Origin of the sequence: Sphingobacterium sp. 1.A.5, assembly GCF_002734235.1 — a bacterium.
In the GTDB taxonomy this organism is placed as follows: Bacteria; Bacteroidota; Bacteroidia; order Sphingobacteriales; family Sphingobacteriaceae; genus Sphingobacterium; species Sphingobacterium daejeonense.
In genome coordinates, this window is record NZ_PEBA01000011.1 from 15226 (window position 1) to 40794 (window position 25569).

Here is a 25569-nt window from a genome sequence, read left to right on the forward strand (position 1 = left end):
TACTAAGCCTCGCTTTTTGATTTTTCCTTTAAATCACTGATTAATGTGTCCACACTCTCTGGAGTAAGATTCTCATAGAATGTATAACTTGGACCGATCTGTAAAACAGGTCCGTATCCACATGCTGCCAAACATTCTACACCACGCCAAGAAAACAGACCATCCGCCGTCGCCTCACCTTCCTTAACGCCTAATCTATCTTCCAGATGTGCCATGATCTTCTCCGCTCCTACCAGGCAACATGGTCCTGTACGGCAAACCTCAAGTACATACTTCGCTTGTGGCTGCAAAAAATACATGGTATAAAAAGTCGCTACTTCAAATACTTCGATAGGCTCAATGCTCAGAAAGGATGCAACCTTTTCCATAGCATCGACGCTCAACCAGCCGTATTCTGCCTGAACCAAATGTAGAATCGGCAATAATGCTGACTTCTGCTTGCCCTCAGGATAACGACTTACTACTTCGGAGAATTTCCCCAAAAGATCTGCCGAGAAATCGACAATCATATTTTCTTTAACACTAAGCATCTAATTCACCTGCTATTACGTTTAAACTACTCATATTGATGATGGCATCCGAGATCAACATACCGCTGCTCATCGGTGCAAACATCTGATAATTGATGAATGATGGCCTTCTGAAATGCAAGCGGTAAGGGCTTCTGCCCCCATCGTTGATCAGGTAGAAACCTAATTCACCATTTGCTCCCTCAACCGAAGCATATACTTCTTCCTTAGGGGCATCCCACTCGCCCATCACGATCTTAAAGTGATAGATCAATGCTTCCATATTGGTATATACCTGTTCTTTTGGAGGCAGGTAATATTCTGGAACATCGGCGTGGAACACACCTTTAGGTTCTTTTTCTATTTTTTCAAGCGCCTGTTCGATGATGCGAAGGGATTGCCACATCTCCTCATTTCTCACCATAAATCGATCATACACATCCCCATTGGTACCAACCGGAACATCAAAATCAAATTCCTCGTATGAGCAGTAAGGATTGTGCGCCCTTACATCATAGTCAACACCCGTTGCGCGCAAAATCGGACCTGACCAGCTATAGCTCAGAGCTTCCTCTGCTGTTACTGCCGCCACATTCGAAGTACGCTCGATAAAGATTCTATTACGGTCAAATAACTCTTGGAACTCCTTTAACACAGGAGGGAATCTTACCAAGAACTCACGGATCTTTGCAAAGGCAATATCATTGAAATCACGCTCAAAACCACCAATTCTACCGATATTGGTTGTCAGACGTGCACCACAGATCTCTTCATATATTTCATAGATAAACTCACGCTCCTGCATCACATAAAGGAATCCCGAGAACGCTCCTGTATCTACCCCAAGGATACCATTACAGATAATATGGTCGGCTATCCTTGCCAGCTCCATAACAATAACGCGCATATATTGTACACGTTTTGGAATCTCGATATCCAACAGTTTCTCAACCGTCAGGTACCAACCGATATTGTTGATCGGTGATGAACAGTAGTTCAAACGATCCGTCAGGGGCGTAATTTGATAGAAGGGTCTATGTTCTGCGATTTTTTCAAATGCACGGTGGATATAGCCAATGGTAGAGACACCACTGACGATACGTTCACCATCAATTTGGACTACATTTTGGAATACACCGTGGGTAGCAGGGTGCGTAGGTCCAATATTGAGGGTTATCAACTCATCCTGAGGGTCATTGTCCTCAAAGACAGGTGCATTATGTGATATTTTCGAAATAGATTTGCTCATGATTGTCCTATCTTATCGACCAAAATAAAAGTCTTTCTTATCCACACGGTTAGGATCTTCCAATGGGTATTCTTTACGCATTGGGAATACGCCAAGATTATCCATGTTGAGGATTCTTCTCAGATCAGGATGACCTTCGAAGTTGATTCCAAAGAAATCGTAGGTTTCGCGTTCCATCCAGTTTGCTCCGTTCCATAGCACTGTTGCTGTAGGAATAGATGGGTTTTCCTTTTCCAAGAACACCTTGATACGTATACGGACATTATGGACCAAGCTATGTACATGATAAACTACGGCAAAAGGTTTTTCCCTTTCCGGGTAGTGTACCGCTGTAATATCTGTCAAATAGATAAATTGCATGGATTCATCTGTTTTGATGCTTGACAGCAGATCAATAATATTTTCCGTATCTGTTTCGACTGTAAGCAGTCCTTTAGGTTCTGATATATGGGTTACTTTATCGCCGAATTCTGTTCTCAGCTTTTCGATAACCGCTTGATTAGTCAACTTATCCATTGTCTGTTAAGATTCCGTACTTTTCCAATAACGCTTTATATTCTGGCGTATTTCTTCTGTTCAATGATTCGTTTTTCACGATGTCCTGCAGCCTGAGCACACCGTCCAGAATTGCTTCTGGTCGTGGTGGGCAGCCAGGAACATACACATCTACTGGTATGATTTCATCGATCCCTTGTAACACGGAATAGGTATCGAAAATACCGCCACTGGAGGCACATGCACCTACGGCAATTACCCAGCGGGGTTCTGCCATCTGTACGTATACTTGCTTCAATACAGGCGCCATTTTCTTTGCAATCGTTCCCATTACAAGCAACATATCTGCTTGTCTTGGGGAGAAACTAGGTCTCTCAGCACCGAACCTTGCCAAATCATAGGTCGACCCCATGGTCGCCATAAACTCAATTCCACAGCAGGATGTTGCAAACGGCAGAGGCCATAGCGAATTAGCACGCGCTAGTCCGATGGCTTTATCCAACGTTGTTGCAAAGAATCCCGCTCCCTCTACACCTGGAGGCGCATCTGATAAGGTAATATTGCTCATCTCTAAATTATTTGCGAGATCAAACCGGCAAAAACCAATAGGTTAATCCCAGTCTAATGCTTTCTTTTTAATGATATAAATAAACCCTAAAAGCAATAATCCCATGAAGACGAACATCTCAATCAATCCCTGCATTCCGAATTCCCTGAAATTCACGGCCCACGGATACATAAAGATGACCTCAATATCGAAGATCACGAACAAGATAGCAACCAAGAAATATTTGATTGAAAAGGGCTGTCTAGCGTTTCCGACAACTTCAACTCCGGATTCAAAAGCCCCCAGTTTGTTCTCTGTACGCACTTTTGGACCAATAAGGTGGGTTCCAATAATCGTTGTAACACCAAATCCCATGGCCACAGCCAATTGAATTAATATAGGAATATAATCTATGGGCGCACTTTGCCCAGCTAATCCATCCATATCTTTAGTTTATTGCTATTAGTAGTCTAACAAAAATAACAAAATATGTCAATAAAAAAAGAGAGCTGGATTACTATAAGGTTGGTATTTGTTATTTTGAATCATTATAAATAGATGTGATGTAGGGTAGACATAAGGCAAAAGAGAAAAACAAGGGGCAAGGTAGATGTGGGATGTGAGATTTGAGATAGAAAGGTGAAATTTTACTAGGTCCGTAGAAACGCGAGCTTCGGCTCCGCTATTAGCCACCGGAAGCGGCCCCTGAGTATTGCCAGCAATGCCGAAGCCAGAGAGTATAGGTTTGTCCATGAGCAAATCACCAAGCCGCGGTCCGTTTCCTCACCAGCCACTAACTATAATTAAACGCCTTGTTCTGACTGGTGGGGACACTGCAATGCCAATGTCGTTCGTTAAATTGGCAAAATATTATCCATATATAAAAACAAAAGGTCTGAAGCTTGGCTTCAGACCTTTTGTTTTTATATAGACTATTCAGATTCTAATGTCTATTGTCTACTGTCTTATTTAACTGCCTCCACCATTTGAGTAGCGAAAGGATCTTCTGGTTTCAATTTCAAAGTTTCAGCGAATTCAGCTTTAGCTTTAGCGTTGTCACCTTTTAGGTAAGCGAAGTAACCGATGTAGTTATGTGCATCTGCAGCATAAGTTTTGTTAGCTTCTTCTTCTGCTTTACCTGAAGCTGAGATTGCAGCCAATAACTTAGTGAATGAATCTACGAAGATACCTTTAGCATTTTCTGGATCGTACATTACGTTGTCCAATGCTAATTCTGTCAATCCTTTGTAGTACAATGCAGGGATTTTGTATTTGTCAACCACTTCTTTTTTAGTTGCGTCACCTACGATACCCAATGATTTCACTGCAGCCTCCAAGTGTGGTTTTGCTTCAGTCATCTTTGCAGCTACTTCTTCAGGAGTCAATTCAGTTCCTTCAGGAACAGTTACTAATTTCGAACCGATACCATACTCTATCTGCCCTAAGTAGAAGTTTGAGTCATAGAAATAGTCAGAGCTGTCATTGCTAGCAGGGATCGTAAAGATCTTAGCAGCGATTTCGTTCTCACCATTCTTGAAGTATTCGAAAGCTGTTTCTGAGATTTCCTCATCGTAGTTCTCGTCTTCAGTTTGTTTTGTTTCTGCAACTTTCAGGTACTCAGCTCCTTTAGCAGCGTCACCAGCGATGATATTTGCTAGACCAGCGTACAAGTAGTCACGACCGATCAATCGTGCAGTGTCAACTTTGCTGAACAAGGTAGTCATATACTCCAATGATTTTGCGTAGTCTTTATCTTGCAAGAAAGAGATATAACCTAAGTAACGGTATACTTTAGCATCTACACCTTCTACAGTTGATAATTCTTGAGCTACGGTTTTCAATTCGTCATAGTTACCAGAATATACCAAGAAGTCAGCGTAACGTACTTTAGCGTCAGTTGAAGCATCACCAGTCAGTGACAAGTATTTTTTATAGTTGTCTACTGCTTTTTGGTTGATTTCACGGTATTGTTCTTCTGGAGCTTTGATAGAGGACAAGTAGTATGTCTCAGCCAACTCACGGTAGATTGGACCGTACTCAGGGTTTTCACCTGCCAATGTTGTTAATTGTTCCAATACGACGTCATAAGCTTGTGCTCTTCTCGAGATAATAGCTTGACCGATTTTTGGAGCCAATAATTTTTCATCTAGTGCCAAAGCATCACGGTATGCTACGTATGCAGGGCTACTTTCACGCAAACCAGCATAAGCATCACCTAATGCTGTAGGGATCATAGGATCTTTAGCATTCAGTTCTTTAGCTTTCGTTAAATATTCAACTGCTTTTTTATAGTCAGGTTTTGGAGCATCGATGTATCCTCTACCGATATAGTAAGGTACTTCATATTCTTTTTTGCCCACACCTTGTGCTGCTGTAGCGAATTTTGTCTCTGCTGCAGCTACATCGCCTTTTTCTAGGTCAACGATACCAAGACCTACAGTATTCAATTTTTCTTTAGGAGCATTTGTTACACCTTCTTGGAAAACGATTTGAGCAGAGTCAATTTTATCGTTGATCAAGTGGATTCTTCCTAGATAAAAATAATTCTCACCATCTTTTGCCTTCTTCTGAACTAAATTCTGCAACATAGCTTTAGCTTTGTCATATTGTTCAGCTTGAATTGCAGCCTTAGCATCCTTTAAACTTTGAGCTTGAGCTGTTCCTGTAGCAACAGCCCCTGCAACTAAAAGGCTTAAAAATAATTTGCTGTTTGTCATAATCTGTTATTTACTCTTTGTTATAAACTAATTTATGTTGTCTTCTCTAATTATAATTTCTCTTCCGGGCATGGTCACTGGCAACAGGCCATATTTCAGAACAATTCTCTGCCCACGGTCTCCTGTCATAAATGCAGAAAATCCAATTCCCAATCCCAAATTCGGCTGATAATTTAGCACTTGAAATTCATTCTTCAATGCGTATTCATCGGTAGCAAAAGTGGTTTGAGAGGGCTTAAAATATCCTATGCTTTCTCCGTCCTTCAAAGTCTGAAGGCTTAAGATACGAATTTTATTTTCTTCTCCAAACTGTCTTACGCAATCTAAATATTGACCGTAGGACATCACCCCGAAACTATTTACGTCTTTCAATACCTCCTCTATCACTTCCTTTGACGTTTTCATTGCTTTGACCGACTGCCCCGATACCTTTTCCAATTTTGCCAATTCCTTCACTGTACGGAAAGTGCTAGAGTTCACGTTGTCGAAAACTAACTTCTTGCCGTCTTTAGATTCTCCCTTTAACATTGATGTTAACGCATTAATGTCAATTGAAGTATCTGTTGCTGAAATATTATTTACAAAAACCACACCATCATAGAATGCTGGGAAGGTTCTTGGTGAAATTCCTCTGCTTTTGAAGCCTGCATTTTCTTCATTGGTCAGCAGGCGTGCAAGAATTGCGATGTCTGCTTGTCCTTGCATCAAGGCATTGATAGCTTCTCTTTCCGGCAGAGGGATCAACTTAATATTGGAATTGACGTACGAAGACTTGAATACATCCACTTGCTGTAGCATCAGTGGCAGTGCTGCTTCGTCTACAATAACCGAGAGTTCACCCGTCAGAATATCATCTTTCGCCGCATTAGCGCTTACTTTTGTCGTATCTGAGGTTTCCTGTCCTTTATTTTTGTTCTGCGAACAAGAAACTACGAGGGCCAAAAGTATCATCATCGCTAATGAACACCATATTGAACGCTTCATATTACTTAGAATAATTAAATACCGAAAAGGATTAATTTAGTTCCGAAAATTATTTTGCCATAGTCTAGCAAATCGCATAAAAGAATATACGATCAGGAGTATTCCGAAGATCTTTTTGTAGGTAGGGTCAATCTCTATTGGAAAGCCGTTCCAGAAGATAATCAGGATCCCCAGTACAAAATAAAAGAGGAACATGAATAGTCCTAAAATGGACAGAAATCGCTGTGTGGGCGATTTCTGTCTAAAATTATTTCTTGTTGAATGATTCGACATATCGAATTACATATTTGACAAGTCTAAGCGAATAGGCAATGAATAGCGAACTGGAACCGGGCGACCATTTTGGATTGCTGGTGACCATTTCTTTGATTTCTTCAATGCTGTGATTGCTGCTTGTCCTGTTCCGTAAGAAAGGTCTTTAGTCACTTTAATATCAGAAAGCGCACCGTTTTTGTCAATTACGAATGACAATTCGATCGTTCCTTTTACACCAGCATCGATTGCTGCTTGTGGATATTGCAGTGTTGTAGACACGAATTGACGGAATGCGTTGATACCACCTGGGTAAGATGCAGGCACCTCTACCGCTTCAAAGTCATAGACTTTGTTAGGATCTCCATCTGGCGTACCTTTGGTACTACCTGTGATGGCACCTTCTACTTTCTTAGGTCCGAACTCTCCAGTTGGTACACCTGATGCACCTGGCGTTCCTTTAAGGGTAATACGCGCTGGAGTAGCATTTTTCTCTTTGATTTCTTCTTGAGAAACGACCTCTTCTTTTACTTGTCTTGCATCAACAACCTTAGGTTCTGGGAAACGGATTAGGTCTTCCGCAGGTGGTTCTTCTGCAATACGTTGAGGAGGTTCTTCCTCTTGAGGTAGTGGTTCTTCTTCTTCAGGTGGTTCAGGGATCTCAAGATCCTCTAAAGTAACTGGAGTAACTTCTACTACTTCCTCAACAGGCTTCTCAGGAAAAAGCTTTATATCGAAGGCTTTGATAGCCACGAAAGCCAAGACTACTGCCGATACTGAGAACAGAGCGATATTGGTAGCAATCGGTGCGTATTTACGCAATGCATATGCTCCATAGTCTTTATTTCTATTCTCAAAAACGACATCTAGCCATTCTTTCTTAAATAAATCTAATTTTGAACCGATCATTTTTTTCCTTTTTATCTGATGGATTATTCGTTATAGATTCCGTTTGTTTTCAAAACCTCAACTTCTTCAGGTTTGATCTTGGAAATCATAAAGCGTTTCACATCAGTGATTTTCATTTCATCTAGTATGTCAACGAGGTTACGTTGTACAGACCTATCACTTGGACGGATTACGACGATTAGGTCTTTACCACCTGACACCTGAGGAACCTGCGCTTTTTTCTCCAAAACGATTTTTCTGATTCCTTCTTTGCTGTAGTCAACTACTGCTGGTGCAGAGATAGGATTTGCCAATTGTCCGTAATACCAAGCAATTTTATCATCTGATCCTAACAATAAAGTGATTGAACGGTTGTCTGCGATTTCGATCTCAGGGTTCAGTTCGTTTTTGTCTTTATTTTTGTCAGGCATGTTAACATCCATTGCTTGAGGCTTGTTCAAGGAAGTTGTAAGCATGAAGAATGTGATCAGAAGGAATGCTAGATCCACCATCGCGGTTAAGTCTACGCGTCCCCCGTTTTTCTTCGACCTTACTTTGCCACCTTTTTTGCCACCACCGGAGTCTTGATTTAATTCTGCCATTTTTTATCTTGTTATTGTTCCTGGCGTAAACCTGTAACAAAACTGAATTTGTTTTGTTTTTGGTTTCTCAGGGTTTCGATAATCAAATTCATTACTGCGTACTTCTCTTCAGCATCTGCTTTGATCGCTACTTTCATTGCTCCTGGATCTACCCAGTTTCTCACCTTGCCTTCTTGGTCACGGTTGAATTCAACTGTTGCCAAGCGAGCTTGCTGTGTCCAATGATAAAGTTCGTTTGAAAGTTCTTCCGTACTATCCACTGGGATACCTGGTTGAACTTCTAAAGTACGTTTGTCATTTTCCAATGAAAGCAGTGCACGCAATTGCTTGAATGGTACTCCAAACTCATCTAGTGCTTTGAACTTCTCGTACTCTTCTTCTGTGAAGCCAACTTTATACTTCGCAGACATATTCTTTAGGGTCAATTTACGAACCTCAGGGTTCTTAACGCTAAAAAATACTTTTCCACCATTACCTACTGTGATCACTGAAAGGTTATCATCTGGTAATTTATCCAACGTTGTGGATGCTGGTGTGTCTACGGGCATTACTTCTGGCTGACGTGCTGTTGCTGTCAAGACGAAGAATGTAAGAAGCAAGAAGGACACGTCACACATCGCCGTCATGTCGATCGTTGTGCTGGCTCTTTTTACTTTTGCTTTTCCCATTTCTTTACTTCTTTAATGTGAACACTCTATTTCTTTTTTAATAATGATGCGAAAGGGTTGAACATTGCATAAAAATTGTTCAACTTTTTTTTCGGATCTTCTTATTTGTGGTTTGCAGCGTATGTTTGTACGATTGAGAAACCAGCCTCGTCAATAGAGTACGTTAATGTATCGATCTTAGAAGTTAAGATGTTGTAGAAAATAATCGCGATTGTAGACGTACCGATACCTGTTGCCGTGTTGATCAAGGCTTCAGAAATACCGTTTGCTAATTTTGCTGAATCTGGTGCACCACCTGTTGCTAAAGCCGAGAACGCTTTAATCATACCTGTTACTGTACCTAATAGACCAGTCAATGTACCGATAGAAACTAATGTAGCGATAACAGTCAAGTTTTTCTCTAACATTGGCATCTCTAAAGTAGTAGCTTCTTCGATTTCTTTTTGGATAGCCAATACAGATTTTTCTGTATCTAATCCTGGATGTGCTTCAACATCTTTATATTTTAAAAGACCAGCTTTGATTACGTTTGCAACAGAACCTTTTTGTTTGTCACACTCTTGAATAGCGCTATCAATGTTTCCTGATCTCAATAAACCTTGTACTTTTCTTACAAAGTTACCTACGTTTCCAGTTCCAGACGCTTTACCGATAACGATAAGACGCTCGATTGAAAATACCCATACCATTAAGAATAGACCAAGTAATACTGGTACTACGTATCCTGCGTGGTAAACCATTCCGTAGTAGTTTCCTGGTTTTGGTTGGTTCTCTGGGTTGTTGTCGATAAAGTTGGAAGGATCACCCATCACAAACTTATAAACTAAGAAACCAATTACTAGACAAATGATAATTGCTAAACTTGCAAATAGGTTACCCGCGTTGCCACTCTCTTGTTTAGCAGGGGTTGTAGTTTTTGGTGCGTTTGCCATTTTTTACTAATTTTTAGATTTTTTACTGTTGTTTAATTATTAAGTTAAATTCAATTTAATGCAAGCTAAATGCCGTTATTTTACATTAATTCAAAACAAATATAGCATTTTCTGTTAAAAACAAAATTAATTTGAAGATATCTGATTATTTAACTTTTAGGCTGTGTTACCTACTCATTGACGTTCTTCAGCAGCTCTCAAATCAATGCTTTCTTTGTCGTATCACATAACGGTTGAATATTCCATATTTTTTACAATGAAAACCATTTTTTTTTTGAATTGCAAATTAACAAATCATTAAATGTTAAAAATAAGTGAGTATTTACTTACAATCCCCGCCGTTCCGCAAGAACCAAAACAGGAACGAAATACCACTATTTCTTTGTTTTTTAAACGTTTACACGACAATTCCATCTTTAGCCCCCAAAGGATTTAACTTGGAACTTCTCCGAAGTTAAATATTGGATAATCTTTTCTTTAAAATCACCTTGTATCAAGATTTCACCATCCTTAGCACTGCCCCCAACACCACATTTCTGCTTTAATTTCCGCGCTAAATCTTCTAAGTCAGCATCCGTTCCTACAAATCCAGTAACGATTGTCACAACTTTTCCCTTGCGCTGTTTCTTGTCCAGTCCAACTTTCAGACGTTGCTTATCGTTGGGCAAGGTCTCCTGCTCCTCTCCTCCTTCTGCCTCGTTGTACTCAAAATCGTCCGATGTAGAATATACTATACCTTCAAAACGTTGTTTTTTCTGTTTTGCCATATTTTATCAACAAATTATTTTCAGTGCATTGCTTTGCACTTTGATATCTATTTTATCGCCCAGGTCCATGGGTTCACCGTCCAAATGCACCGGAGCTTTGCCTTCCTGCTCGATACAGATCTCTTTCCCGGGGATGATTTCCACATATTCCGACTGATCTGCAGTCTTGTTAAAAAGATGAAAGATCATCATCGGTAATATATATAACGGAAATTTATGCACAATACATACATCGAGCAGCCCATCATTTATAGAAGCATTTGGCGCGATGTAGGCATTATTGCCATATTGAGGTGAATTTGCTACCGATACCATGAACGCCTCCCGTTCATAGACCTTGCCATCGATCTTTAGCGAATACTTTCGAGGTTTATATTTGCTCAATACATTGATTGCTGTTCGTAGGTATCCTACCGGCCCCCGGAATGTTTCCGATGCAAATTTATCGCTGACCGATGCATCGAAGCCTATTCCGGCCATATTGAAGAAATAACGGTCACCTACCTTTCCGCAGTCAATTTCCACGCTGTCGAACCTGTTGATGCGCCTCAGGGCAGCCGATTCATTCATAGGAATCCCCAGATAATAGGCCAGTCCATTTCCGGATCCTTCGGGAATAATTCCCAAGGGGACTTCACTTCCTGCAAGAGCGGAACCGATTTCGTTGATTGTACCATCTCCCCCGACCGCTATAACGGCATCATATTGCTCTTCGATGGCAGATTTTGCGAGTTCATAGGCGTGATTAGCGTGATCGGTCACTTTAAAGGTCGGATCAAACCTGTTTAAATCGAGTACTTCGAGTACTTGTTTATTAAACGCTGTTTTCTTCTTCCCACCTGATACTGGATTGATAACAAACAGTATGCGCTTCTTTCTCATTTACGTCATTTAATTCCGCTAAAGATAATAATTTGGTTGAAATACTTTTTAAATATTGCAAAGTATCGTAGCTTTGTGCCACACAAAATGTGGACTGATTTGCATTTAGCATTATCATAATGTAAATGGGAGATTGCAACCACAGTAAAAAAGTGCTAAAACCATTCGGGACAAATGATTTTTCACCTACTGTCTGCTATTCCCTTCAAACGTTTATAAATTTTATGGCATATTTATTTACCTCCGAATCTGTTTCTGAAGGACATCCAGACAAAGTCGCAGACCAAATTTCGGACGCTTTAATCGACAACTTCCTCGCATGGGATGAAGATGCCCGCGTAGCTATTGAAACCTTAGTTACTACTGGACAGGTGGTTTTAGCAGGTGAAGTGAAGTCCAAAATCTATCTGGACGTTCAGAAGATCACTCGCCAGGTTATTGAGAAAATCGGATATACTAAATCCGAGTATATGTTCGAAGCCAACTCCTGTGGCGTACTTTCGGCAATACACGAACAATCAGCGGACATCAACCAAGGTGTAGACCGCATCACAAAACAAGAACAAGGCGCTGGTGACCAAGGGATCATGTTTGGCTACGCTAACAATGAAACCGACAACTACATGCCTCTGGCATTGGATCTATCGCATAGACTATTATACGAACTTGCTGCACTGAGACGCGAAAACGATGAAATCAATTACTTGCGCCCAGACGCCAAGTCTCAAGTGACATTGGAATACGACGACAATCATAAACCGGTTAGGATCGATACCATCGTGATCTCTACACAGCACGATGATTTTGCTTCTGAAAAAGAAATGCAAGAGAAGATCCAAGCTGATATCATCAATATCTTGGTTCCTCGCGTAAAGGCTCAGCTCAAACCAGAGCTACAGGCTTTATTTACCGACCAGATCAAATACCATATCAACCCTACTGGAAAATTCGTTATCGGTGGCCCTCATGGCGACACTGGTTTGACAGGTAGAAAGATTATCGTTGATACCTACGGTGGTAAAGGCGCGCATGGTGGTGGTGCTTTCTCAGGTAAAGATCCTTCAAAAGTAGACCGTTCTGCAGCTTATGCTACCCGCCATATCGCCAAAAACCTCGTTGCTGCAGGTGTGGCTGACGAAATTCTCGTTCAGATCTCTTACGCTATCGGCGTTAAAGATCCTATGGGAATCTATGTAAACACATTCGGCACTAGCAAAGTCAACAAAACGGATGGCGAGATTGCAGCAATTATCGGTGATCTATTTGATATGACTCCTTACGGTATTGAAACACGCCTAGGCCTTCGTAACCCGATCTATGCTGAAACTGCAGCTTACGGACACATGGGCAGAACCCCAAAAACAGTGACCAAAACTTTCGAAAACTCTAACGGCGAAACAAAAACCGTAGAAGTAGACCTGTTCACATGGGAAAAATTGGACTATGTGGATGAGGTGAAGAAGGTGTTTGGGTTGTAGTCTTAAACATTAGACATAAGACATTAGACTTGAGGTGGCGAGATAATCTTAGGTTTGATCTCTTTAGATTAGATAACAAAAAAATAGAGGTCAGGAGAAATTTCTCCTGACCTTTTTTTATGCGGGAATTTTTCTTTTTATAGGGTCTTATTCCACTCTTGTTCCACTCTCCTTCCACTCTAAGTATTCTTTCGTTCGGACCTTGTTCGGCGCAAAACAAATGCGGAAGTCAAGCTGGCGAAAAAATTAGTCGAATGGCGGTCTCTGGGCGGAGTCGAAGGGAAAAGTTTAGAACGCAAGTGACCCTGTGCGTAGGCCACCGCTCAACACTTCCGCTAGCTCTGCTGAAGATGGTTGGTGGGCAAGACGAGTAAAAAAAGCCCCGAGAATAATCCCAGGGCAAAAATTGTATCAGTAAACTATACAGTCTCTAATGTCTAATGTCTAAGTATTATCCTTCCAGTACTGCTGATGATGTTGGGATTTGGCGATTTACTTTTTTCACCAATCCTTGCAGGACAGTTCCAGGGCCAACTTCTACGAAGCTTTCGGCGCCATCTGCCAACATCGTTTCTACAGACTGTGTCCAACGTACTGCGCCAGTTAACTGGGCAATAAGGTTGTCTTTGATCGCTGTTGGGTCCTGATAAGGAAGGGCATCATAGTTTTGGTAGATCGGACAAACCGGGATCTGGATTTCAACGTCCATAATAGCAGCTTCCAATTCTTGTTTTGCAGCTTCCATCAAAGGGGAGTGGAATGCTCCACCTACATTTAATTTCAGCGCGCGCTTAGCACCGGCTTCCAATAATTTTTCACAGGCTTTGTCAACTCCGGATACGGTTCCTGAGATTACCAATTGACCTGGGCAGTTGTAGTTTGCTGCTACAACGATATCATCGACCTGTTCACATGCCTCTTCGACGATTACATCGTCAAGACCTAGGATTGCAGCCATTGTTCCCGGCTCTAGTTCTGTTGCTTTCTGCATGGCGTTAGCACGTTTGGCAACTAACCTTAAGCCATCTTCGAATGATAGGGCACCAGCAGACACCAAAGCAGAGAATTCTCCTAGGGAGTGACCTGCTACCATGGCTGGTTGAAACTTGTCGCCTAAGGCTTTTGCTAGGATAACTGAATGCAAGAAGATTGCTGGTTGGGTAACTTTAGTCTGTTTCAGTTCATCTTCGGTACCATTGAACATAATATCAGTGATGCGGAATCCCAAGATTTCATTTGCTTTTTCAAATAATGCCTTGGTTTCTTCATTTAGATCGTATAGGTCCTTGCCCATGCCCACAAATTGTGCACCTTGGCCTGGAAAAATATAAGCTGTTTTCATATGCTATAGTTTAATTCAACAAAAATATACTTAATCTTCGGGTAGAAAAGAAAGTGAAGAAAGATTTTCTCTACTAAAAATGTCATTGGATAGTTCTAGGATCTCCTTTGCGGTCACTTTATCGATTTTTCCGAATACTTCATCCAATCCTACCACGCGGTCATAGTCCAAGATATTCTTAGCTTCAGCGATAATAAGGCTCATCCTGTTTTCTTCTGCCAGGGCAATCTGTCCTTTGAATTTGTTCTTTGCGCGTTCGAGCATCTGTGGGCTCAGCTGACTTTCTTTGAGCTTATCCAGTTCTCTATGGATGAGCTTTATGGTTTTTTCGACTTTCTCGTCATCGGTTCCGAAGTAAATACTGAAGAGTCCGGTGTCGGAATAGAGGCTATAATTGGATTCTATGGTATAGGCGATACCGTATTTCTCTCGGATATTGAGGTTAAGGATATTGGACATGCCATATCCTCCAAGCAGGTTGTTCAATAGCAGGAGTCCGGTTTTTCGGTGGTCATGGATTCCATAAGCAGGACCTCCGATCACGACGTGAGCCTGATTGATTGGTCTTTCCTGTTTTGCCTGCAGCACGGGTCTTTTAACCATATCTTCAGCGGCGTGCACCCAACTATGAGCGTTTGCATTACCAAAGCTCTTGTTGGCTATCGCTTTGACCTTCTTCTCTGTGTAATTCCCTGAGATAGCAATTACGATCTTTGAGCTATCATAATGCTGCTCAATAAACCTTTTGATATCTGATTGCTGTATAGATTTGAGATCCTCTTCCAAGCCCAGGATATTATGCCCCAAACCTGTGTTTGAAAACACCTGATCTTCGAAATCATCCATAATGGATTCTTCGGGACTATCCAGATAAGATGCCATTTCATCGAGGATTACTTCTTTCTCTTTCAGCATTTCATCTTCAGGAAAGACAGAATGGAACAGGATATCCTCGAACAGGTCGAGTGCCCTATCCAGGTATGGATTTAAGAAGGAAGCATGGATACATGTATATTCTTTGGTTGTGTAGGCGTTAAGGTCACCACCGACAGATTCCAATCTATTTAAAATTTGATTGGTACTTCTGCGCTCGGTCCGCTTGAACAGCAGATGTTCAATAAAATGGGCAGTACCGAACTTTCCCATTTCTTCATGCCTTGAACCTGCATCTACAATCAAGCAAATATGAGTAATGGAAGAAGAATGTGGCTGAAACAAAACCCGCAACCCGTTGTCAAGCTGGAATATTTTATGATCCATATTGATTTTTTGAATGACAAAGGTAGTGAATAGATGTGAGATATGAGATGTGGGATGTAAGACAGTGGGCTCGAATCACAGTGTCAGAGTTGACTTGTACCTCACCCCCATCCAGTTTATCCCTCCAACTAGTTTATACCCACAGCCAGTCTATCCCGCTTTCTATCTCATATCTCATATCGCATATCTCCCAACCTACATCCTCGGTCTTCTCATTCCTGGAGGCATTCCGTTGTCTATGTTTGGTGCCATTCCGGAGAATTTTTGAAGTTTGAAGGTGAACGTCAGCATAAAGTATCTGCCAAGTCGGTTTGTTCTGGTGTCAGAGATCAGGTTGTCTTGGAAGCTTCTGTTCAGGTTCAATTGTTCGTTCAGCAAATCGAATGCTTGGAAGCGAATTGTTCCGCGTTGATCTTTTAACACCTTTTGCTCAATGTAAGAGTTGACGATAAAAGGGTTGGCATCGCTTAAGCTACCGTACCCTTTGTTGAAGGTTTTGGACACATCGACTCCGAAAATTGTTGTTGGCGTGATGTTCACCGAACCGATAAATGTCGGTGTTAACCCTGATACTGCAGTGTTGTTTTCTGTCAAGGAATTTCTCACCATATTGTAGGAATACCTAATTCCTGGGTTTAATTCTAGATTTTCAGAAGGGTTATAACGGAACATCAATCCTTGCATAAATCTCCAAGTATTGGCAATATTTTTCATTCCTTCTACAGCATCTGGATCAGTAGATGTATAAGCGACATTCTTGCTGTAGTTGATTCCACCCATCAGCATCAAGTTATAGGTTTTCTCTTTCATCGATTTCCCAAAGTGGTAGAAAGAGTTCACCGCATACACAGGTTCCTCGGTTTCGTTCAGATAACGAGTCTCAGAAAGCATACCCCTTCCCGTTCCTGGGATACGTTTTACATAAGAGACGATTTTATCATTTGTAAGGTTACCATTAACGAATGCAAAGAAGGTATTCCCTTTTTGGAAATCTCCAGCACGGAAACGCATCATCATTTGGTGCCTGAATTCAGGATTTAGATTAGGGTTACCGATGGTCTTGTTTGTTTCGTTCAAGCTCACTTCATAAGGCAGGATTTGGTCCACTGAAGGTTCCGTTGCTTGCCCTGAATAGTTAATGCTAAGGTTCTTCTGGCGTGAAAACTTATATTCAAACCTGGCAATAGGCATTATGTTAAAGTTTTTTCTATTGATCTGCGTGGTCAGGTCGTCACTAGAAGCGTATCCATCCAAAAGAGAAGGTTGTACTGCTGCACCGATCGAATATTTTATCTTATCGTTCTCGAATGCATAGTTCGCTCCTATCCTATGCGTAGTAAAGCTATAGTCTTGATCATAATGGAAATTGATGATCGTACTGTCATTGTTTAAGAATGGCGTACCATCTTCATTGAATGCATCCTGATATCTTCTATTGTCGTAATTGTTTTTGTTGAAATCATAGGTGAATTCCAGTTTTCCATGTTCTGACAAAGGTTCGATATAGGAAAGGCTAGCTCCAGCATTCCAGCTTTTGTTTTTGACCTCTTGAAGCGTTCTTTGGTAGATTTCTTCGCTTGTTGCATTAGCATTGTTAGGGTCATTTACCAAACGTTCGAGGATACGGTCGTAGTCACTGTTTGTGGCAGCGTTATCATAGTTGAAGTTAAAGAATAAATTACGGCCATTATCGCTTAGTTTACGGTTGTACAAACCGGAAATGCTATATCTTGGGATATTGGATTCATTAGCTTCCAGTTCATTGTCAGTATTTGTCAGTACACTTTCAAAGAATGATTGGCTCAATGAAGTTGAATTTAACTTATTGTTGTTGAATCCAAATTGAGGAGTCAATTTGATATAGTCCTTATCCGTGATATTCCATTCAAGATTTGCTTCCAACCTATGGCTTGCCGTGATATTATTTGCGTCGGATTCGGCCTTGTCTTCTTGGGTTCCTTGCTCGAATGTATATTGGTTGATTCTTTCTGTCAGCGTGGTATTATCGTCACGGCCGAAGGAATAGTTACCATAGACTTTTAATTTATCGGAGAAGTCATGGCGTATATTCACACCTATGGATGCGACATTGGTTAATCCGTCTTGGTTTCCGAACATTCCACCACCTGGTCTACCGCCGCCACCTTGTCTTCTTCTGGCACCACCGCCCATGGTATTGAAGTCAAACAATGGAGCATTGATATTATTGAGGTTTCCTAAGACAGAAACTTGTGTTTTATTGGTCATTCCCATCCACATAGCAGTTGCTTGGTAACGGTCTTCTGTTCCATATCCTGCCCTTAGGGTGGTCATATAACCTTTGTTGTACTTGGGATCGATCTGTATATTGATTATTTTCTCGGAATCACCGGATTTATTACCTGTAATATTTGCCATATCGCCATAGTCATCTACGACTTGGATTTTCTCGATGATATTTGCTGGCAGGTTTTGGGTTGCTGTTTTCACATCTCCGCCGAAGAAATCCTTACCATTGATCCTTACTTTGGTGATGGACTCCCCTTGAGCAGTTACATTTCCGTCTTTATCGACTTCGACGCCCTGCAATTTCTTTAAGGCATCTTCAGCTACGGACCCTTCTCTGAGTTTGAGGTCTTTGGTAGAGTATTCTACGGTATCACCTTTTACTTGAACGGTCAATACCCCTTGAATTACGACTTCTTCGATTTGGTTTTCGTTTACGGCGAGTTCAAAGCTTGGAACTTGAATTTCCTTTTGCCCTTGAGGGAATTCAACTTCTTTTTCAAAGGTGTCGAAGCCTAGGCTGCTGACCCTGATTTTAAATTTTGTTGCAGTTACATTTTCGAAGGTGTAGAACCCGGCATTTGAGGAACTTGTTGCCATGGTATCTGAGTCTGTAATAAGCCTTACAGATGCTCCGGCGATGGGCCTTGATTCGGTATCACGGAGCATTCCGGAGACCGTACGGCTTGATTGACCGTACACAGTAATTCCAATAGCCATGAAGCAAAAGCATATCAGGCCTTTCAATAATCTATCCATATATCAATTAAACTAATTCTAGTTCAGAGTGCCGAAGATCCAGACCTCAGTCTTCATCTTGTAGGGGCTCTTGACCGTTGGAGTATATCGTCCATAGTACGAACCTCTCGGGTCAGGTCTGCTTTTGATAGTTTTTTGTAATATGGAAAACCTGTTGTTGATCATGATTTGGATGGCTACGGGTTTATCTAGGTCTTTGATCCCTATCGCTTGAATCGGGATTTTAGATTCGTAAGCCAAAACATCATTATCCAGCAGCTTTGCTACCGCTTGTACGCCATACGTATTGTCGTATGACAACAATCCATCCACTATCCGAGCAAAACCTTTGACACCATATCCCCTGCTTCGCTTGATCAGCTCTTCGCGAACGTTCATATTCGGGAGGTTTTCGTCATTTCTCATAGCCCTAACAGACTCGCTGTCTGGAATCGGAAAGATTAATGTTGCCCCATCTTTCTTTTTTCCATCGGCATTGACATTGATGATGATACCATTTCGAGCAGCTTCCTGTTGCAGGGCAAGATCTCTGATTTTTACCGCCGCATACAGAAATTCACCGTCCTTTGTAACAGCGAAACTCCAGCTGGAGTCCTTGTCCACAAGGGTATGCTGATCGTCCCATTCTTTCAGGTCCCCATCCAAAGTCACCTGAAAACTCGGTAGAATCGCGTACGGTTCTTTTTTCTTCTGCGCCAACAGGCTCGAACTAGCAAAGATTAAAATGGCAATAATGATATTCCTTTTCATACAATTCTAGGTAATCTACTTTATGACAGCAGTATAAGAAAAAAAATCTTATTCCCGAATACATCACAAAGAAAAGTACAAGAAGTGTAAATAAGTGTAAACGGGGGTTAATCACGGAGATGTTACAGAGGGGACATGAGACTTTAGACATAAGACACAAGACATTAGACATTAGAAATGGAATGGTCTACCTAACGTTTTTAATTTTGAAAGGTTTCTCTTTATAATTAAGAATCAAAAAACCGACAAACTGTTCAGATTCTTATGTCTTGTGTGTATTGTCTTGTGTCTAAAGATCCTTATCTTTACCTCCATGGAATCCTTAACCTTACTTTCATATTTTCAGGATCAATTTATTGAGGCGGGATGTGACGAGGCTGGTCGTGGTTGTTTGGCGGGTCCTGTTTTTGCGGCGGCGGTTATTTTTGCGTCGGATTATTGCAATCCGGTGTTGAATGATTCGAAGAAACTGTCGGAGAAGCAGCGTTTGGAACTGCGTTCTATTATTGAGCAGGAGGCCTTGGATTTTGCTGTAGCGAGTGTTTCTGCGGAGGAAATCGACAAGATCAATATCCACAGAGCTTCTTACCTGGCGATGCACAAAGCTTTGGATATGCTGGGAATGAAACCTGGATTCCTAATTGTTGACGGCAATAAATTTATTCCTTATCAAGAGGTGCCACATGCCTGTGTTATCAAGGGCGATGGAAAATACCTATCGATTGCTGCTGCCTCCATCTTGGCAAAAACCTACCGCGATGAGTACATGGAAAATATCGCCTGCGACTATCCTGATTACGACTGGAGACAGAACAAAGGCTATCCGACAGTCAAGCATAGACAAGCAGTACTGAAGTTGGGCTTTACACCGCATCATAGAAAGACCTTTAGAGTAACAGATCCTCAGCTTACTCTTTTTTAAGAGAGACATTAGACATAAGACATTAGAATTGGTAGGGCGCGTCTATTTCCGCATGATCGGTGAGGACACCGACCATGGCGAGCTTCGCCCATCATAAAAGAAGGCGACCTAAAAAGGTCGCCTTCTTTTATGATATTTATCTATACCTTATTTATTTGCTTTCGCATCAACAGGTTTTTGCTTTTCATTTTTATGTTTGATTGATAGCCAGATTGCGAATGCTAATCCCAACACCAAAACAATTGAAGCGATCAAAGAGATCACATTGCTTACTTTCATTGAATTAGGTGCGAAAACAAATTCTACTTTATGGTTACCGCCCGGTAATGAAAGCCCTCTCAACAGGTAGTTGGTCCTGATGATTGGCACCTCTTCTCCATCGACATAAGCTTTCCAGCCTTTATCATAATAGATTTCTGAGAATACAGCAAATACATTGTTTCCTGCTGAATACTCATATTTCAAGGTGTCTGGATGGTAGGATACCAATTTGATATCTGCGTTATTTGGCTGTCCAATTGATTTGTCTCCCAATTGGCTTTTCAGTCCTTCGTTGATAACAGCTTCTTTGCTTGGGTCAAATGTTCCCAAAGCATCCATTTCAGCTTGGTTGCTGTTGACGAATTTAACATTGTTGACAAACCATGCATTTCCCAATGCTGAACTTCGGCGTTGAATCTTGTCGGAATTGTTGCTTTGATCTTTGGTGATCAGGTAACGAACATTCATCATATCCAGCACATCCTCATTCAGATCTCCATTGAATTTGTTTTCCAGCAATTCTTGGAAACGCATCAGTTTTGCAGCATGGTAACCACCGAAACTTTTATGGAAATATGATGCGCTAGCGTCATTGAATGGACTTGTGGTCAGGTCAAATACACGGTAAGAAAGGTCTTTGTCCAAGTGGATCAATTGATCTACTTCACGTTCTGGTATCGGTCGGTCATACGTGCTTTTATCTACAAATGAATCTGAATTAAGATATCTTTTATCCACTGACCATAGGTCAACAAGGGTGATAACTGCAACTGCTGCAATCAAAACTGTAGCAGAAAGTTTCTTTTTGACGAAGAACCATACAAATCCGAATGTCAATGCGACGATAAAGAACGATCGCCATGCATCTTTAGATGCCAAATCAGCACGGTCTTTCAATAATGAATTGACCAATTCATTTGCTAGATTTGGATCTGGAAGCATTTGCTGAACGGATGCTGCGAATTCTTGATGTGTAGATGTTCTTAATGAAAGAATACTAGGCATCACTGCCACCAATAAACAGATTAAAGCTACCGCTCCACCTGAATACAGCACCTTTTTATCAAGATCAACGATTTCATTGCCTCTTGTAATAATTTCATTCAGTCCAATTATCGCCAATAGCGGCATCAGTACAGATGGGATAACCAAGATAGATTCCACTGCCCTGAATTTATTGTACATCGGGAAATAGTCGAAGAACAGATCTGAGATAAATGGCAGGTGTCTACCGAATGCCAAGAAGAAGGTTAGGATCGTTGCTGTAAGAATCCACCATTTCAAGCGGTCTTTTACAACGAACAGGGCTAGCACAAATAGGAATATTACTCCGGCCCCAAAGTACCATGGCCCTGAAGTGAATGTTTTTTCGCCCCAATAGGTAGGGAAGAATCTATTTGCTGACTGCAAGGCTTCGGGAGCAGATGCACCTAATTTCTGTAGCGTTTTTACCGTATATGATTTTTCATCAAGGGTACCGCCGGTTCTGCCTCCATACGCGTTTGGAATCAACAGGGTTATGTTCTCACCAATTCCTTGGCTCCATGCATAGGCATATTCCTTATCAAGTCCTGCTGCACCTTTTCCGTCTTCGGTATGCTTCGTGATATTTGCCTTCCCACGGATTGTTTCCTTGCTATATTCATAGGTTGGGAACAATACTGATGCATTGACCAATACCGCAACTGCGACACCTATCAACTGCAGTCCTGTGGCTTGCAAGAATTTATTCAGTTTTTTGTCACGGATAGCGTAATAAAGCTCGAATCCTACCAGTACCAATAGTGCCAAGAACAGGTAATAGGTCATTTGGATATGGTTGGCACGGATTTCTAAGGCCAGGAATAGCGCGAGCAAACTAGGTCCCCAGAATTTACTGCCTCTGTAACAGAGTATGACAGCCCCTATAATAGGCGCCATATAGGCTATTGCATAAGCTTTATTAATATGTCCTGCTTCGACATAGATCATGTTATAGGATGAAAAAGCTATGGCTATAGCTCCGAGGGCTGCGACCCAAGGTCGCATTTTCAGCACTGCAAAGAGAAAGTATCCTCCCAGTAGAAATAGCAAGAGCACATCTGATGGCGGAGGGAATATAGCCCGGATGGCAGGACCAATATGACTGGTAATATTATTTGCATGGTCATACCAAATCTGGTATGTTGGCATCCCTCCGAACATGGAGTTTGTCCACAAGGGGGTATTTCCGTCTTTTTCCTTATAGTCAAAAATTTCTTTTTGGCTACCACGCGCTTGCATCACATCGCTCTGCAACAAGGTTTTACCTTGCCACACTGGCGTAAAATAAAACACCACTAAAAGCAAGAAGATGCCTATAATGATTAAGTGATTCTGATTTTCCTTAAACCAAGTTTTCATCTAGTAATTGATAGGATTATTAATGATATAGCCCCAAAAATATAGAATAGATGTGAGATATGAGATATGAGATATGAGAAAGTTGAAAAAAGCCTAGCCTTTCTGGATCAGATTTTTGATATTGGACAGTTCTCCGAAAAGGACCAGCAGGTCGTTTTCCATCAGAACGGTATCCGACTTGGCGATACCGGAGGCTTCCTTGCTGAGCTTTGTAGTTCCTTCTTTGGTGGTCTCGTTTTCAACATGAACCGTAGTCAGGACGATTACTTTGTATTTATTGGTGAGGTCAGCTTCCCGCAGGGTCATGCCAACGTATTTGCTTGGCACTTTGGTTTCGATAATGCTATATTTATCAGAGATCTTAAATGAATCGACTATATCGATATTGTCGAGACGCATTGCCAATCGTTCAGCAGCCTCTTCTTCGGGCATAATATATTCATCGATATTCATGGCTTCGAGTACAGTTTTCTGAAGATCAGATACTACCCTTCCAATTATCCGCTTAACCTTGAGCTGTTTTAACAGAGCAACGGTCAACAGGCTTGCTCCCTCCTCCTCTCCAATGGCCACGATCACGGCATTACTTTCCCTTAATGGCAAAGAGCTCACTGCATCTTTGTCAGTTGTATCCATACATACCGTATGGGTAATTCGGTCTTTGGTTTGCTCGACAATGCTCATATTCTTGTCCGCAGCGATAACCTCATGGCCCAATTCGGTCAAATGTATGGCCAATGATCTTCCAAAATGTCCCAATCCTAATACGATGTACTTCATAAGCTCTAAAACAATATCTTTTCAGTTGGATAAATATAACTTTTGTTCTTTGTGTTTTTAATAAATGCCACCAATAATGTCAACATCCCTACCCTACCGACAAACATGGTGAACATCAGAATAATCTTGCTGGTAGCGGACAGTGATGGAGTTATTCCCAATGAAAGCCCACAGGTTGTATATGCTGAAACAGCTTCAAAAAGCAGGGACATCATTTCTTGGTTAGGGTCTGAGAAATTCAGCAGAATAAAGCTCAGGGCAACTGTAAGCACTGAAAGCAAGATGATGGCGAATGCTTTATTGATAGATTCTGATGCTATTTTGCGTTTATATATTTCTATAGATTCCTTTCCTTTAGCCAATGCTACAATATTCATCAGTGCGATTGCTATAGTAGTTACTTTGACGCCACCACCCGTTGAACCTGGTGACACGCCTACCCACATCAATGTCACAAACATGATCAAGGTTGGCACATTGATAAAATTGAGATCTACACTGTTGAAACCTGCAGAACGGGCCGAGTTAGCCATAAAAATCGAGGTAATCCATTCACCAATAGTTGATTTATCAGCCATCAAGCTATGGTTCTGTTCCAATAAAAAGAATGAAACGGTGGCCAATACAATAAACAAGGTATTGCAGACAACAATAAATCTAGAATTGAATGAGAATACCTGTGGTTTATGTCTGTAGGTTTGTTTTCTAATGAGTTGGCAGATTACTGAATTAATCTTTTCTTTTACCCAGGTATAGAAGTTAAAAATAGTTCCGAAACCGAATCCTCCCAGAATGAACATGGAAGATACTGCGAGTTGGAAGTTATAGTTAAATCTATAATTATCGTTCATGACTCCATCTTTGATGATGGTAAATCCGGCGTTACAGAATCCTGAAATAGCGTGGAAACAGGAGAAGAATATCATTTCTCCCATGGATTCGAAGTTTTTAGGATTGAGGGAACTGAATATAAGTATTGCACCAATAAGTTCAAACAGTAGCGTTATGAAGATGATGGTCAGCAATGTTGATATGACGGAGTTGAGTTTATTTTCCCCTAATATTTCTCCGAACATGAGTTGGTTTTTGAAGGAGAATCCTCCTGAGAAGAAATATCCAAAAAACCCGGTAAAGGTCATGATTCCGAGTCCTCCGATTTGTATGAGTGCCATGATAACGGACTGTCCGAAGAGGGAAAAATTGGTAGATATATCTGTTGTTGAGAGTCCTGTAATGCACACGGCGCTTGTTGCCATAAAAAAAGCGTCGACGAAGCTGAGAGGCGCTTCTGTAGTCGTTCGGGGCAGCATCAATAGAAAGGCGCCCAACACGATAAGTCCGAGGAAACTCACTACGAACAGGATGGTCGGGTTAAAATAGAAATTATCGAAGAAGAGGCTGTTTTTTGACAGTTCAGTAAGGAATATGATTGCTATTCCGAGATATAGCCATTCATCTTTTGCGAATGTTTCGAGGAATCCGCCGCTGAGTCGTGCGATGGTAATAAAGAGGAAATAGGCACTGACCATCACGCCGGTATAATGGGACATATTTATCCTACGGGCGACGAGGATGGAGGAGATGGTCCTGAACAGCTCAAAGATAAAGAGCCCATAATACAGTGCTACTACGATCTTATCACTGATTACTGCCAATTCTGGATCCGTAATGTAGCCGACGTGGATGACCATGGTAACGGCGCTGATCAAGCTGATGTAGAACACAACTTGATCAACGACCTTCTTCTTATATCGGAAAATATACTTTAGAAAGCTATATATTGAATCCATCTATTTACAAACATAGGAATATCTAAATAAAAGATTATAATCAAAAGTTCAGTGGTCGGTGGAAACACCGACCACGGCGAGCAATCTC

The 25569-nt window shown here is 41.3% G+C and carries 22 protein-coding genes; 2 read left to right on the plus strand and 20 right to left on the minus strand.

Going from position 1 to position 25569, the window contains the following annotated elements:
* Nucleotides 1-2: 2 nt before the first annotated feature.
* From nuoE to CRT24_RS06850, 13 genes are all read right to left on the minus strand, one after another.
* A complete protein-coding gene (gene nuoE / locus CRT24_RS06775; RefSeq protein WP_099370482.1) occupies nucleotides 3-530 on the minus strand; it encodes an NAD(P)H-dependent oxidoreductase subunit E in 528 nt (175 codons plus the stop codon).
* A complete protein-coding gene (locus CRT24_RS06780) occupies nucleotides 523-1758 on the minus strand; it encodes an NADH-quinone oxidoreductase subunit D (protein WP_099370483.1) in 1236 nt (411 codons plus the stop codon). Before CRT24_RS06780 ends, nuoE begins: the two co-directional genes overlap by 8 nt.
* A gap of 12 nt (nucleotides 1759-1770) precedes the next feature.
* On the minus strand, nucleotides 1771-2274 hold the full coding sequence (locus CRT24_RS06785; RefSeq protein ID WP_099370484.1) for an NADH-quinone oxidoreductase subunit C: 504 nt from the start codon (nucleotides 2272-2274) through the stop codon (nucleotides 1771-1773).
* Complete coding sequence (locus CRT24_RS06790; protein WP_099370485.1) at nucleotides 2267-2821, minus strand: NADH-quinone oxidoreductase subunit B; 555 nt, start codon at nucleotides 2819-2821, stop codon at nucleotides 2267-2269. The genes CRT24_RS06785 and CRT24_RS06790 overlap by 8 nt, the downstream gene beginning before the upstream one ends.
* Before the next feature lie 42 nt (nucleotides 2822-2863).
* Nucleotides 2864-3244: an NADH-quinone oxidoreductase subunit A gene (locus tag CRT24_RS06795; protein ID WP_099370486.1), complete on the minus strand. Its 381-nt coding sequence runs from the start codon at nucleotides 3242-3244 to the stop codon at nucleotides 2864-2866.
* 521 nt (nucleotides 3245-3765) lie between these two features.
* A complete protein-coding gene (locus CRT24_RS06810; RefSeq protein ID WP_099370489.1) occupies nucleotides 3766-5517 on the minus strand; it encodes a lipopolysaccharide assembly protein LapB in 1752 nt (583 codons plus the stop codon).
* A gap of 27 nt (nucleotides 5518-5544) precedes the next feature.
* Entirely contained in the window at nucleotides 5545-6501 is a 957-nt protein-coding gene (locus CRT24_RS06815; RefSeq protein WP_099370490.1) for a PstS family phosphate ABC transporter substrate-binding protein, read from the minus strand.
* A gap of 279 nt (nucleotides 6502-6780) precedes the next feature.
* Nucleotides 6781-7662, minus strand: coding sequence for an energy transducer TonB (locus CRT24_RS06825; RefSeq protein WP_099370492.1), 882 nt, complete (start codon nucleotides 7660-7662; stop codon nucleotides 6781-6783).
* Nucleotides 7663-7685: 23 nt separating this feature from the next.
* Nucleotides 7686-8243: a biopolymer transporter ExbD gene (locus CRT24_RS06830; RefSeq protein ID WP_099370493.1), complete on the minus strand. Its 558-nt coding sequence runs from the start codon at nucleotides 8241-8243 to the stop codon at nucleotides 7686-7688.
* A gap of 11 nt (nucleotides 8244-8254) precedes the next feature.
* Nucleotides 8255-8911: a biopolymer transporter ExbD gene (locus tag CRT24_RS06835; protein WP_099370494.1), complete on the minus strand. Its 657-nt coding sequence runs from the start codon at nucleotides 8909-8911 to the stop codon at nucleotides 8255-8257.
* Nucleotides 8912-9012: 101 nt separating this feature from the next.
* Nucleotides 9013-9843 (minus strand): MotA/TolQ/ExbB proton channel family protein, encoded by an 831-nt coding sequence (locus CRT24_RS06840; RefSeq protein WP_099370495.1) that lies wholly within the window; start codon nucleotides 9841-9843, stop codon nucleotides 9013-9015.
* Between the two features lie 416 nt (nucleotides 9844-10259).
* Nucleotides 10260-10610: a translation initiation factor gene (locus tag CRT24_RS06845; protein ID WP_099370496.1), complete on the minus strand. Its 351-nt coding sequence runs from the start codon at nucleotides 10608-10610 to the stop codon at nucleotides 10260-10262.
* Between the two features lie 6 nt (nucleotides 10611-10616).
* Nucleotides 10617-11492: a diacylglycerol kinase family protein gene (locus CRT24_RS06850; RefSeq protein WP_099370497.1), complete on the minus strand. Its 876-nt coding sequence runs from the start codon at nucleotides 11490-11492 to the stop codon at nucleotides 10617-10619.
* 224 nt (nucleotides 11493-11716) lie between these two features.
* Between CRT24_RS06850 and metK the strand changes: the two genes are divergently transcribed.
* Nucleotides 11717-12970 (plus strand): methionine adenosyltransferase, encoded by a 1254-nt coding sequence (metK, locus tag CRT24_RS06855; protein WP_099370532.1) that lies wholly within the window; start codon nucleotides 11717-11719, stop codon nucleotides 12968-12970.
* 451 nt (nucleotides 12971-13421) lie between these two features.
* On the opposite strand, the gene fabD is transcribed toward metK, so the two are convergent.
* From fabD to CRT24_RS06875, 4 genes are all read right to left on the minus strand, one after another.
* Complete coding sequence (fabD, locus tag CRT24_RS06860; RefSeq protein ID WP_099370498.1) at nucleotides 13422-14312, minus strand: ACP S-malonyltransferase; 891 nt, start codon at nucleotides 14310-14312, stop codon at nucleotides 13422-13424.
* Nucleotides 14313-14342: 30 nt separating this feature from the next.
* Nucleotides 14343-15572, minus strand: a complete 1230-nt coding sequence (locus CRT24_RS06865; protein WP_099370499.1) for a pitrilysin family protein — start codon at nucleotides 15570-15572, stop codon at nucleotides 14343-14345.
* Between the two features lie 195 nt (nucleotides 15573-15767).
* Nucleotides 15768-18557: a TonB-dependent receptor gene (locus tag CRT24_RS06870; RefSeq protein WP_180269081.1), complete on the minus strand. Its 2790-nt coding sequence runs from the start codon at nucleotides 18555-18557 to the stop codon at nucleotides 15768-15770.
* Between the two features lie 57 nt (nucleotides 18558-18614).
* Nucleotides 18615-19346, minus strand: a complete 732-nt coding sequence (locus tag CRT24_RS06875) for a hypothetical protein (RefSeq protein ID WP_099370501.1) — start codon at nucleotides 19344-19346, stop codon at nucleotides 18615-18617.
* Nucleotides 19347-19659: 313 nt separating this feature from the next.
* On the opposite strand from CRT24_RS06875, the gene CRT24_RS06880 reads away from it, so the two are divergent.
* Nucleotides 19660-20268, plus strand: coding sequence for a ribonuclease HII (locus CRT24_RS06880; RefSeq protein ID WP_099370502.1), 609 nt, complete (start codon nucleotides 19660-19662; stop codon nucleotides 20266-20268).
* 147 nt (nucleotides 20269-20415) lie between these two features.
* Here the strand turns inward: CRT24_RS06880 and CRT24_RS06885 are convergent, their stop codons facing one another.
* From CRT24_RS06885 to CRT24_RS06895, 3 genes are all read right to left on the minus strand, one after another.
* Nucleotides 20416-22911, minus strand: a complete 2496-nt coding sequence (locus tag CRT24_RS06885; protein ID WP_099370503.1) for a YfhO family protein — start codon at nucleotides 22909-22911, stop codon at nucleotides 20416-20418.
* 93 nt (nucleotides 22912-23004) lie between these two features.
* Nucleotides 23005-23691 (minus strand): TrkA family potassium uptake protein, encoded by a 687-nt coding sequence (locus CRT24_RS06890; RefSeq protein ID WP_099370504.1) that lies wholly within the window; start codon nucleotides 23689-23691, stop codon nucleotides 23005-23007.
* Between the two features lie 5 nt (nucleotides 23692-23696).
* Nucleotides 23697-25481, minus strand: a complete 1785-nt coding sequence (locus tag CRT24_RS06895; protein WP_232047073.1) for a TrkH family potassium uptake protein — start codon at nucleotides 25479-25481, stop codon at nucleotides 23697-23699.
* Nucleotides 25482-25569 lie beyond the last annotated feature (88 nt).

What these genes read in the sequence shown, in the direction of transcription:
- nuoE (WP_099370482.1), bottom strand. Translation starts at nt 530, where the DNA reads ATGCTTAGTGTTAAAGAAAATATGATTGTCGATTTCTCGGCAGATCTT.
- CRT24_RS06780 (WP_099370483.1), bottom strand. Translation starts at nt 1,758, where the DNA reads ATGAGCAAATCTATTTCGAAAATATCACATAATGCACCTGTCTTTGAG.
- CRT24_RS06785 (WP_099370484.1), bottom strand. Translation starts at nt 2,274, where the DNA reads ATGGATAAGTTGACTAATCAAGCGGTTATCGAAAAGCTGAGAACAGAA.
- CRT24_RS06790 (WP_099370485.1), bottom strand. Translation starts at nt 2,821, where the DNA reads ATGAGCAATATTACCTTATCAGATGCGCCTCCAGGTGTAGAGGGAGCG.
- CRT24_RS06795 (WP_099370486.1), bottom strand. Translation starts at nt 3,244, where the DNA reads ATGGATGGATTAGCTGGGCAAAGTGCGCCCATAGATTATATTCCTATA.
- CRT24_RS06810 (WP_099370489.1), bottom strand. Translation starts at nt 5,517, where the DNA reads ATGACAAACAGCAAATTATTTTTAAGCCTTTTAGTTGCAGGGGCTGTT.
- CRT24_RS06815 (WP_099370490.1), bottom strand. Translation starts at nt 6,501, where the DNA reads ATGAAGCGTTCAATATGGTGTTCATTAGCGATGATGATACTTTTGGCC.
- CRT24_RS06825 (WP_099370492.1), bottom strand. Translation starts at nt 7,662, where the DNA reads ATGATCGGTTCAAAATTAGATTTATTTAAGAAAGAATGGCTAGATGTC.
- CRT24_RS06830 (WP_099370493.1), bottom strand. Translation starts at nt 8,243, where the DNA reads ATGGCAGAATTAAATCAAGACTCCGGTGGTGGCAAAAAAGGTGGCAAA.
- CRT24_RS06835 (WP_099370494.1), bottom strand. Translation starts at nt 8,911, where the DNA reads ATGGGAAAAGCAAAAGTAAAAAGAGCCAGCACAACGATCGACATGACG.
- CRT24_RS06840 (WP_099370495.1), bottom strand. Translation starts at nt 9,843, where the DNA reads ATGGCAAACGCACCAAAAACTACAACCCCTGCTAAACAAGAGAGTGGC.
- CRT24_RS06845 (WP_099370496.1), bottom strand. Translation starts at nt 10,610, where the DNA reads ATGGCAAAACAGAAAAAACAACGTTTTGAAGGTATAGTATATTCTACA.
- CRT24_RS06850 (WP_099370497.1), bottom strand. Translation starts at nt 11,492, where the DNA reads ATGAGAAAGAAGCGCATACTGTTTGTTATCAATCCAGTATCAGGTGGG.
- metK (WP_099370532.1), top strand. Translation starts at nt 11,717, where the DNA reads ATGGCATATTTATTTACCTCCGAATCTGTTTCTGAAGGACATCCAGAC.
- fabD (WP_099370498.1), bottom strand. Translation starts at nt 14,312, where the DNA reads ATGAAAACAGCTTATATTTTTCCAGGCCAAGGTGCACAATTTGTGGGC.
- CRT24_RS06865 (WP_099370499.1), bottom strand. Translation starts at nt 15,572, where the DNA reads ATGGATCATAAAATATTCCAGCTTGACAACGGGTTGCGGGTTTTGTTT.
- CRT24_RS06870 (WP_180269081.1), bottom strand. Translation starts at nt 18,557, where the DNA reads ATGGCTATTGGAATTACTGTGTACGGTCAATCAAGCCGTACGGTCTCC.
- CRT24_RS06875 (WP_099370501.1), bottom strand. Translation starts at nt 19,346, where the DNA reads ATGAAAAGGAATATCATTATTGCCATTTTAATCTTTGCTAGTTCGAGC.
- CRT24_RS06880 (WP_099370502.1), top strand. Translation starts at nt 19,660, where the DNA reads ATGGAATCCTTAACCTTACTTTCATATTTTCAGGATCAATTTATTGAG.
- CRT24_RS06885 (WP_099370503.1), bottom strand. Translation starts at nt 22,911, where the DNA reads ATGAAAACTTGGTTTAAGGAAAATCAGAATCACTTAATCATTATAGGC.
- CRT24_RS06890 (WP_099370504.1), bottom strand. Translation starts at nt 23,691, where the DNA reads ATGAAGTACATCGTATTAGGATTGGGACATTTTGGAAGATCATTGGCC.
- CRT24_RS06895 (WP_232047073.1), bottom strand. Translation starts at nt 25,481, where the DNA reads ATGGATTCAATATATAGCTTTCTAAAGTATATTTTCCGATATAAGAAG.